This window comes from Brunnivagina elsteri CCALA 953 (assembly GCF_002289455.1).
In the GTDB taxonomy this organism is placed as follows: Bacteria; Cyanobacteriota; Cyanobacteriia; order Cyanobacteriales; family Nostocaceae; genus Brunnivagina; species Brunnivagina elsteri.
The window spans coordinates 1-10,427 of record NZ_NTFS01000238.1; the positions used below are offsets into that span (position 1 = coordinate 1).

At 38.6% G+C, this 10,427-nt stretch carries 7 protein-coding genes; 2 read left to right on the forward strand and 5 right to left on the reverse strand.

All coding sequences use genetic code 11. The features are described 5' to 3' along the window. Positions 1-144: 144 nt before the first annotated feature. The 4 genes from CK510_RS19270 to CK510_RS19285 form a co-directional block, all read right to left on the reverse strand. Entirely contained in the window at positions 145-1,911 is a 1,767-nt protein-coding gene (locus CK510_RS19270) for a hypothetical protein (RefSeq protein WP_095723244.1), read from the reverse strand. A gap of 574 nt (positions 1,912-2,485) precedes the next feature. After that, positions 2,486-4,003, reverse strand: coding sequence for an Ig-like domain-containing domain (locus CK510_RS19275; protein WP_095723245.1), 1,518 nt, complete (start codon positions 4,001-4,003; stop codon positions 2,486-2,488). Positions 4,004-4,132: 129 nt separating this feature from the next. Next, positions 4,133-4,909 carry a TIGR03943 family putative permease subunit gene (locus tag CK510_RS19280; protein ID WP_095723246.1) on the reverse strand — a complete coding sequence of 259 codons (777 nt, stop codon included), beginning with the start codon at positions 4,907-4,909 and terminating at the stop codon, positions 4,133-4,135. A 271-nt stretch (positions 4,910-5,180) separates the two neighbouring features. After that, entirely contained in the window at positions 5,181-6,239 is a 1,059-nt protein-coding gene (locus CK510_RS19285; RefSeq protein WP_095723247.1) for a permease, read from the reverse strand. Between the two features lie 511 nt (positions 6,240-6,750). Between CK510_RS19285 and CK510_RS19290 the strand changes: the two genes are divergently transcribed. Together CK510_RS19290 and rlmN are read left to right on the forward strand one after the other, a co-directional pair. Beyond that, on the forward strand, positions 6,751-8,118 hold the full coding sequence (locus CK510_RS19290; protein WP_095723248.1) for an ATP-binding protein: 1,368 nt from the start codon (positions 6,751-6,753) through the stop codon (positions 8,116-8,118). A 226-nt stretch (positions 8,119-8,344) separates the two neighbouring features. After that, complete coding sequence (rlmN, locus tag CK510_RS19295) at positions 8,345-9,412, forward strand: dual-specificity RNA methyltransferase RlmN (RefSeq protein WP_095723249.1); 1,068 nt, start codon at positions 8,345-8,347, stop codon at positions 9,410-9,412. A 178-nt stretch (positions 9,413-9,590) separates the two neighbouring features. Here rlmN and CK510_RS19300 read toward each other — a convergent pair whose 3' ends face one another. After that, a complete protein-coding gene (locus tag CK510_RS19300; protein WP_095723250.1) occupies positions 9,591-9,770 on the reverse strand; it encodes a replication restart DNA helicase PriA in 180 nt (59 codons plus the stop codon). Positions 9,771-10,427 lie beyond the last annotated feature (657 nt).

The window sequence follows — 10,427 nt, forward strand, 5'->3', positions numbered from 1 at the left end:
CAAACTTCGGGGACGGAAACCGACACCGCCAAGTGGACTCACCCCACCCCTACAATTATGGAGAATTTATTTTTTGCTGTTCCCTAATTTATTCGTCCTAATTTGTATCATTCCCCACCATCCTAATGCTGAGAAAAAATAAAATTATTGTGAACGAAATTTCGGTAATTCTACTGACGCTAAAGATTTACGTCCTTTTGGTGGTCGGTTAGGGAAAACCACTGGGGATGGAGAAGTTTCCTCATCTGTATTTGCAGGATGGAAAGGTGATTCCGTTGCAGGTAATTCTAAGTTTGTTAATTGCGATACTTCTGCCCAATAATCTTCTTCTTCCAAAGGTTGTTTTGACTGAGATTCTAACTGGGAGTTTGGTTCAATAACAATTTCGGGTGTAATTGATTTCTCGCTAGATGCATTAATTAATACATCATTTGCATCATCTTTTTCTGAGTAAATAGCGCTATCTAAGCTATTTGAGACTGTATCCCAAATCGAATCCGAAGTGCTTAATTCCTCCTTCTCAAATTCATGATTGAATTCACCCATATTAAATTCAGGAGATGTAGAACCAGAAGATGTTACCTCTGATGATTGTGAGGTAAAAAACATTTGAATCACACTATCGATTTGTTCTTCCAAACTAGGAGAACCTGAACTAACATCTGATGATTTAGAGGTTGCTCCCTTTAATTCGACTGATTCTGCTGTCGGTTGTGGTGATTGTGTTTCCGATTCTGAGATATTGAATGGGGGGTTGAATGTAGATGATGGAACTTCTTGATGTGTAGACGAAATTTCTTCCCTATTATTTTCAGCATCTTCCCCAAAAGATTCCGATGACCAAGGTTTAATTGGTTGAGCATTAACAAATAAAGATTTAAATTTCTTTAAAAAGGGAGATTGTTGATTTGTGCTGCTGTCTACTGGAAATTCTTCCCTTTCATCGCTAATTTCGGAACTAGGTGTCGGATCGAGACATTTTTCTAATGCTGCTTTGAACTGCAAAGTCTGACGCTGTTGCCGCATTAGCCTTGTACGCAATTCACGACAAGTATTTTCTGATTGAAATAGGTGCTGTGATTGCTCATTATGGTTGGTTTGCAACAAAGCACATTCCCGCTCTAATTGTGCCAGTCTTTGCTGACTAAATTCTAATTGGGCTTTATAGGTTTCGATTAAAGCTTCTTGACGTTGAATGTTTTGTAAAGAATTTTCTAATTGTTGGTAAAGCGATCGCACTTGTTCTTGTGCTGCACAAAGTTCCTGGGTTTGCTCTTTCAGCATTGACTCGGTAACTTTGTAGCGTTTTTGCTGCAACTGTACAGATTTTTCTGAGTCTGACAATTTTGATGTTAGTTCTTCGACACGGTTGTATAAATCACTATTGGCTGTACGTAATTCGTGATTTAACACTAAAAGTTGCTGAAACTCCGCATCAATTAAAGCCAATTTATTGCGATCGGGTTCAGCAACCCAATCATCTTGTGGTGAAATGTCAGGCTTTTCTGATACTGCCTCTTCAGATTTAACTTCTGATTTAACTTCTAATAAATCATTGTCACGGATAATTTTGCTTTCCCACTGCTCATTACCCAATGTCAGGACTTGATGAAAATCCGAGTCCCTATGTGTGGAATTGTTAATAATTTCAGATTCTACTGGAGATTTTGCTTGAGATTCAGATAAATCAGGTTGAGAATCGGATTGCTGAGAACGTGCTGGAGGTAACTTGAGAATTTCTTGAGAAATTTCTGGGTTTTGATTTTGTGAATCTTGATTTTGTAAATTTTGGTTTGACAAAACCGAGTTAAACGGGCAACTTGCATAATGGGAAGTATCTTGCCGCGTCGTATTCTCAGATAATGGAGATTGTCCATAAGCCCCATTATCTGGGGTGTTAGCTTCATTCATGACTTTTCACCCACAAGTTTCGATTTGTAAAGGCTATATTGCTATCGATTGAACTTTGAACGCACAAAAAACGCCTGAGACGGGGTTAATCCGTTCGATACGTAGTCTGTCGGTACTTTGATAAACCGTAGGTTTATCAAAAAGTTCGTAAAAATCACCATTGCATTAACTGCACTGCTTTCTAAAATTTTACTTATGACATCCCCATAGCACTGACCAAATTGATTAAATTGTTAGTGGTATTTTTTGCACCATTTCCACCAAACCAATAGACATACTAGAATGTTGTCATTTTTCAGTACTTAAATCAAGCCAATCACAAATTTTACAGCAATTCTCAGATGAAAACCCATCAGTTTTAGCTATGGGAGTTTCAACTAGTACACAATGGGAGAAGTAAGGCAGAAGGTAGAAAGAATATTGCTTATTCTGTAAGTTTCTCACGAATTTTAAAGGGTCGTTTACTTCTGCCAACCTGTACTAGCTTGATTTATTGGAATTGACGTAAGGGATACTAAGTTATAATTCGTAACTACAAAATTGTCACTATTTTTTACCGAATTAGTCATTGCGACTACGGCAACCAACGTGGATAATATCCAGCTAAAGGTAGTTGTTCCGGCTTAATATTGGCTGCTGCTGAATCACCTGCGGGTAATAAAGGCATTAACCAGAGACTACTAGATGCGATCGCTTCTCCTTCAGATGATTTAATGGCATTAGCAGCATTTGGAGCATTGGCTTCTTGAGAAACAACTTGGTCAAATAATATTCCTAAACCATCAGGAGCTAGGTTCATTTTCACATTGCGTTGACCAGCCGGAAGCACTAATAATGGTTTTTGCTTTCCCGATTTTAGGTCTAAAGCCACTAAGTAAGGCTGTTCAATAAATTGCTCACCAGGTAACAATTGGGTAATCAGACAATAAAGATTTGTGGAGGCTATGTCAAATTGGCAACTGAGAATAGAACCTTTGACTTTGACCAGTTCCTTATTTACCCCTTGATTTGTGACTAAGAATAATGATTGGGTAGGGTTACTAAAATCACTATTAAATTTAACCATTGCTGCTTGAGTACCATCTGTAGAAAACGCTTGCACCAAGCCAAACTGAGGTAGAAAATCTAGTGGTTTAGTACCATCTTTTTGTAAAGGTAAAATGGCTGCACCTTGTCCTTGAACCACCGCAACAGCTTTACTATCTGGGGTAATGAGAAAATCTCCACCAGGAGGACTTTCGATGCGAGTTAGTTCAGGTTTGTCATTTATAGAACCAACCGGGGTAGGCATAAACCACAGCCCAAAATTACCAGGTTCGTCTTTTATACCACGTTGAATGACGATTGTTTGCCCGTCAGGGGAAAGGTCAAATTTAAGATTTTGGTAAGTTTTACCGTCGATTTTATTATCTAAAACTAGCTCAACTTTACTTGCTGCTTCGGGTTCTGTGTCTGGTTGTATGGGGACTCCAGTAGTGACACTATAGAGTTTACCTGAAAGCAAGTCTGGATTCGTTGTCAAACGAGCCGAAAAGAGAATTTTATCCCCTTGTGGATAGGGTTTAAAATCCATCACCACCAAATCTTTAGGTGTGAGGATAATTTTTTGTCCTTGGGTAAGGTTGTAGAGTACCAACTTACCTAACTCCTCCCCATCAGTACCAATATAAACAATAGTGCGATCGCGTGTTTTAAAGCTACCTGTAAATGGCTGTAAAGTTAATTTTTTACCTTCTTTAGCAGCAAATTTATCTAGTGCATTTTCTAACTTAACTTTGTAAGTAGTTCCGTATGTTGCTGGTGATAGCAGCGTATAAACCATTCTCCGACCAGCCCAACTGATTTTACCAGCGAGTGGCGGTTCAATTTTTAGGTTACTTTCTACACTTTTAGTATCCATTGGGCGACTAAAAACCAGGTTAAAAGATGTATCTTCAGCACCTATTTTTCTGTCTTCCCAACTAAAATTTCGGACACTAGCTCTAACAGCATCACCTTGAGAAATCAGTATCCCAATTAACACAGTTAGCACTAGAATAACTGCGATCGCAATTCGGTCAAGTGGTAGTAATAGTTTTTTTTTCTTAGCCATATCTAGGGAATTGGGAGTTAGAAGTTAGGAGTTGGCAGTTAGAAGTTAGAAGTTAGGAGTTAGGAGTTAGAAGTTAGGAATTAGAAATGAGTATAAATTCTTACTTTCCCACTTCTTCTTTTGTTTCAGCTAAGAACCATATGGATTTTTGGGTTGGGGAATTTCCTTAAGTGAACTTGCTTCGATTGTGGTGTGACGTTTTCCGGCTATCGTATCGGTAATCATTTTGCCTTCAACCTCAAACCATTTGTCCGATTGGTACTTATCACTATTTTCTTTGAGTTTGACAGGTAAACCGATGGGGTATGCATCTGCCGCACAACAGGTAATTACAAACCTCGATAGCATAAAATATTCTTTATCCATCTCTTTCGGATGCATCACAAAACCCTGAACTTTAACCTTTTGTCCTGCGTGCTTGTCAGGTTCAGGATACACATTAATAGTACGTACCCAGTCAACCAAACTTCTGTCTTCAGGACGAACCGAAGAACGAAAAGCTTGGGGTTGCGATCGCGTTGGTCCAAGTAATTCTGTCACACTACGATTCATCGCACTTTCGCTGGCAAAGACTTGCGGTGTAAAGACAAATCCCAGGAGCGCTGTAAATATCAGCAACGAACTACCCCATCCTGGGGGGAAAATGGTGATATGTTGATCGGATGCAGTATTTTCAATAATCTGTCGTCGTTTTAATAATTGTTTTGATTTGAAAAAAGCAACTAATAATAAGCCAATACTTGCAACAACAACCAACCAAAAATAATCTGGGTGAATCAATAAATTCAATTTACCAGTTGCCCAATATTTCAACATTAAAATGCCCCAAGCCGCAATTGCTAGGACATCAAGCCAAGGCATAATTTTTCTATTTTTTCTATTTTTTTTTGCTGGGGTGGAAGTCATTACCAAAAGAGTTATGAGTTATGAGTTGTGAGTTATGAATTTTAAATTGCGAACTATTGAGTTATAACTTGTGAATTATGAGTTATTAGCTATGAGTCATTGGTTATCAGTTATAGCCTATTTTAGTAACTCCTAATTTCTAATACCAATCCTATGTGAATCTGCACATTATTTGACCCCTCCAGACCTCCCCTTAGTAAGGGGAGGTGCCACAGGCGGTGGGGTTATTTTATGTGTCTTCATATTAAATTGCTATAACCCCTAACTCTTTTTACAAAACGTGCAAATTCAAAATTAATGTAAACAAAAACGTTAACAATCCTGCAAGCATGAATAAATAAAACAAAGCTCGTGGTTTAAAAATCGACAACATCAAACCAATACCCTTAATATCAACCATTGGTCCAAAAACAAGAAAAGCTAACAGCGAACCACTAGTAAAAGCCGAAGCAAACGAAAGCGCAAAAAATGAATCGACAGTTGAACAAATCGAGACAACAACAGCCAATATCAACATTGCCACAATTGAACTGACAGGACCAGCACCCAAGCTTAAAATTAAGTCACGAGGTGCAAGTACTTGAATAGCGGCAGCAACTGCACTACCTAATACCATAACCGCGCCTAATTCGCGCAATTCTTGAATGATATTATCAAGTATTAGCTGCCATTTTTCCGACATTGGCTTACTAGATACTGAAAGCGTACCTGCCACATCTACAGCACTAGGATCGATGCGAGTAATTTGGTTTCCACGTTTACCACCTAACCAGTAGCTACCAGACTGCAACAAAGTCGAACCCGTTTGCATTTGAGTTTGCGATCGCATATCACCACGACCTTTAGATTCTGGTTGCGGGGGTGGATTAAACTTGAGATATCGTGCGATCGCAGGTTGAACGATTGGTGTTAAATCCTTCTGAAAACTGAAAACATAGCCAACTGTCGTGGCAATAATCAGCGAAAACACCACACGTAATACTACAATTTCAGGCTGATCGCGAAAAGCAGTCCAAGTTGACCAAATCACAATCGGATTAATCGTAGGTGCTGCCAATAAAAAACCAATCGCAGCTGGTGTTGACACACCTTGCATCAGGAAACGTCTTGCCACAGGGACGTTTCCGCATTCACACACAGGGAACAAAAAGCCTACCAAACTGCCGACAAATGCCCCTAATAACGGGTTTTTTGGCATTCTTTCAACTAGTTTGCGTTCGTCAACCATAAACAGCAGCAAACTGGAGAATAAAACCCCTAGCAGCAAAAACGGTATCGCCTCGACTAACAGACTGAGAAATATGGTAAAACCATTATTCAGTTGATTCATGGGCGTTGCCATCGAAAAAATAGTGATGTTGAGTTTTAAGGTTATGTCAAGCCATTCTATCGGAATGGGGATCAAAAGCAAGTAGAAGATTAACTTAATCTGGAATTTATAACACTAAAAGTAACAAGACGTAAAAAATACCCCAATTACCCATCATCAGTCAAGACTATTCTTCATGTTCCAGCATTTGTACCTCTTTTAATGACTTTTGTAATTGATGCTTAATTAACAATACTCATACTTACAGTAATTAAATTTATTTAAAAGCCTACTTCTACGCAATTTCATCAAGTATTTACCAATTTTTCATCATCCAGAGATTTATATCCACAAAACAACGATTATCAACATTCGCAAACCCCCCGTAGAGACGTTCCGATGGAGCGTCTCAGTCGAATTCCCCAATTTCCACATACCGCTTCATCAAAAATTGAAATAGCCTGGAAGTGTTAACTTAGTCGTTAGCAAATTTTACATAGTAATCCGTAATTAAAAAAAATCAGGGTTCCCAGTGCAACAAAATTTTGTGTCGGAAATATCAAAACCATTTTTGCCCGAAGGTAATAAAAGTGACCTCGGTATAGAATCTACGCTTCAGGAATTATCGCTATACATATTCGAGGTAGAGACAAGTTGCACTGGTGCGGAAGTAGCAAAAATATTTGAAAAGAACCCACTTTTACCTGGAGTCATTTTGCAGGAAGAGGGTAAATATGTGGGAATGATTTCCCGACGGCAGTTATTAGAGTTTTTAATTCGTCCGTTTGGAAAAGAAATATTTTTTGACCAGCCTCTAAGTATTCTCCACAGTTATACTCGCACGGGAATTTTAACGCTGCCAGATACAACCTCCATTTTAGCCGCAATGCAATTGTCATTAAGACGTTCCCCCGAACTTTTAGCTGAACCAATTGTCGTCAAAACGTTACCTGACACATATAGCTTGCTTGATGTGCATGAATTAAATATTGCGTCGTGGCAAATTCGGGGGATTGAAACGCAAGTGCGCTACGAACGCAGTCAAGCACAGATTATTCAAAATGATAAAATGGCAAGTCTAGGACGCTTGGTCGATGGGGTTGCCCACGAAATTCTCGATCCTGTAAATTTTATTTGGGGTAATTTAACTCATCTTTCTAACTATAGCCAAGACTTGATGAAATTAGTTACTGCTTACATGCGAGAATACCCCAATGCTTCCGAAGAAATTAATACTATAAAAGAAGATATTGAATTTGATTTTTTAGACCAAGATTTAAGCAAGTCACTGGCAAGTATTCGGACTGGTGCTGAAAGATTAAAAAAGCTTGTTAATAGTTTACAAAATTTCTGTCATATTGATACTATTCATCCAAAACCCGTAGATTTACATGTTTGTCTCGATAGTATTATTTTATTGATTAATAGTCGAATTAAGGGTGAAATTATAATTGTTAAAAACTACGGTTATTTACCTCCCATATATTGTTTCCTCGGACAATTAAACCAAGTTTTTATGAACCTTTTAAGTCGCGCTGTTGATGGATTGCTGGATGAAGCAATCAGACAGCAGTATAATCTGGATAATCTAGACACAATAGCTTACGATCGCAAACCGCAAATTGAAATTACAACCGAAGTAATTACACAATTATCTACAACTTCTTATATGGGTGATTCCCGTTGGGTTTCGATTCGCATTCAAGATAATGGTGTCGGAATGTCCGAAAAACAGCTACAACAAATCACTGAATCCTTTTCCATCGGAAAACGTGCAGAAAAAGAAACCAGTCTAGAAGCGACTTATCGAATTGTGACAGCTAGACACGGAGGTAAATTAAATGTGCGATCGCAACTTGGCAAAGGTACGGAATTCGAGATTTTATTACCTTTAGTTTAATTGGGAATTGGAAATTGGGAATTGGGAATTGGGGACTTGTACTGAGCTTTGCCGAAGTATTGAGCATTGAGCATTCCCTCTCTGCGTCTGGAGCGACTCTGCGTGAAACCAAAAATCGAACATCTATTTTTACAAAAAAACTTTAAGATAGTATAACCCCCATATTCTGACTTCTAAATTCTGTGTGGGCGAATATTTCTTCGCTCCTCATCTAAAAATTACTAATATGACTTCTTCCATATTGCCTCAACTTGATATTTCAGCACAACAAAAATCTATCCCACCGTTGTTGGGAGCGTCGGTAGATGAGTTAGCTACCTGGGTTCAGCAGCAAGGGCAACCCGCATATCGGGGTAAGCAATTGCATGACTGGATTTATAACAAAGGTGTTCGTTCCCTTGCCGATATTTCAGTTTTCCCCAAGCAATGGAGAAGCGAACTTGCAGAAACTCCCATTGGACGTTCGACGGAACATCTTCGTTCGGTTGCTTCTGATGGAACAATCAAATATTTGCTAAAACTTGCTGATGGGCAAATTATAGAAACTGTTGGTATTCCCAGCGATAACCGTTTGACTGTTTGTGTCTCCACTCAGGTTGGTTGTCCAATGGGTTGCGATTTTTGCGCGACAGGTAAAGGTGGTTTCAAGCGAAATTTAGCAACACACGAAATTGTCGATCAAGTCTTGACTGTACAGGAAGACTTCCAGCGTCGTGTCAGTAATATCGTTTTTATGGGTATGGGTGAACCATTGCTCAATACCGACAACGTACTTGAGGCAATTCGTTGTCTGAATAAAGATATTGGCATTGGACAGCGTAATATTACAGTTTCCACTGTCGGCATTCGCGATCGCATCCGTCTATTGGCACATGAAAATCTCCAAGTAACCCTTGCTGTTAGTCTTCATGCACCAAATCAAGGGCTTCGCGAAGAAATGATTCCCAGCGCTCGTTCGTACCCAATCAAAGATTTACTCGCCGAATGTCGCGATTATGTGGAAATTACGGGACGACGTGTCACATTTGAATATGTTTTACTGGCTGGTGTGAATGACTTACCGGAACATGCAATGCAGTTAGCTAAAAATTTACGTGGATTTCAGAGTCATGTAAATTTGATACCCTACAACCCCATTGATGATGCAGATTATCAACGTCCAAGGGGCGATCGCATTAACTCTTTTTTGACAATCCTCAAGCGGCAAAATATCGCTGTCAGCGTTCGTTATTCCCGTGGTTTGGATGCTGATGCAGCTTGTGGACAACTTCGCACCCAAAAATCAAAAGTTTAGAGACGCGTATAACATCCCGTCCAATACTGCTCGGTTAGGACAAATCAACTGACATATAACCTCGTAGAGACGTTGCTGTGCAACCTCTCTACACACCAAAATTTTGACGAAAAATCCTTAACCGACGAGTATTGACATCGCGTCTCTCTACCGAAATTAGTAATTAGTGATTAAATCCCTATCTTTTTGCGGGAATACCTGGTGCATAAGCTTCTATGACCTTCCCTGTGCGAGTACAGCTAACCATTAGGTAATCGCAAACAGCACATTGAGTTCTAGTTAATGCACTGTCATCAATATAGTGTCTCTCAGCTTCGCTACCACAGTTTGGACAGCGAACTTTTTGTATTATTTGCATTTTAAAACCCTGGAATTAATGATTTTTTAGGACGAGAGTTAGAGGAATTCCTCTAAAAGAGAATTAGAACTTAAAACTTGGAACTTAAAACTTGGAACTTAAAACTTTATAAATCTATTTGATTCAATTGACTAAATTTTATTCAAGATATTATTCTCAAGTTAGTTTACATTAAATATACAAATGGAAAGACTTACTTTATCAAAACCTAAACTACTTGAAAGAATTTTAGATGTTTTCTCATTATGATAGTTTTTTTACAAATCGACCATATAACTTGAGATATAAATTTACCTTTTGTGCCCAATTTCTACTTCTAGAATCTATGATCCCTATTGTGTAAACCTTGATTTTAGGTAGTTTACTATCGTTAGTAGCAATTAATTGGTATCGTAGGTTTTGTTAGTTTAGTCAAATGAAAGAACATTATTTTGTAGCAATTTTTACCATTTACGTCTTTTCTTTTTATAGTTTTATGTATTTTGATTGCAGGTAGGTTATTTATCAAGAAAATATTAAATAAATCTAAAATAAATATTCATAAGAGTAAGCCACAAAATGAATGATCCTGTGTTGTCATGCTGAGGAACGTAGGCGAAAGACTTCCCGTTCCCTCGTTCGCCTTTGGCGTTCCCGTAGGGTAGAGGGTTCCCGAAG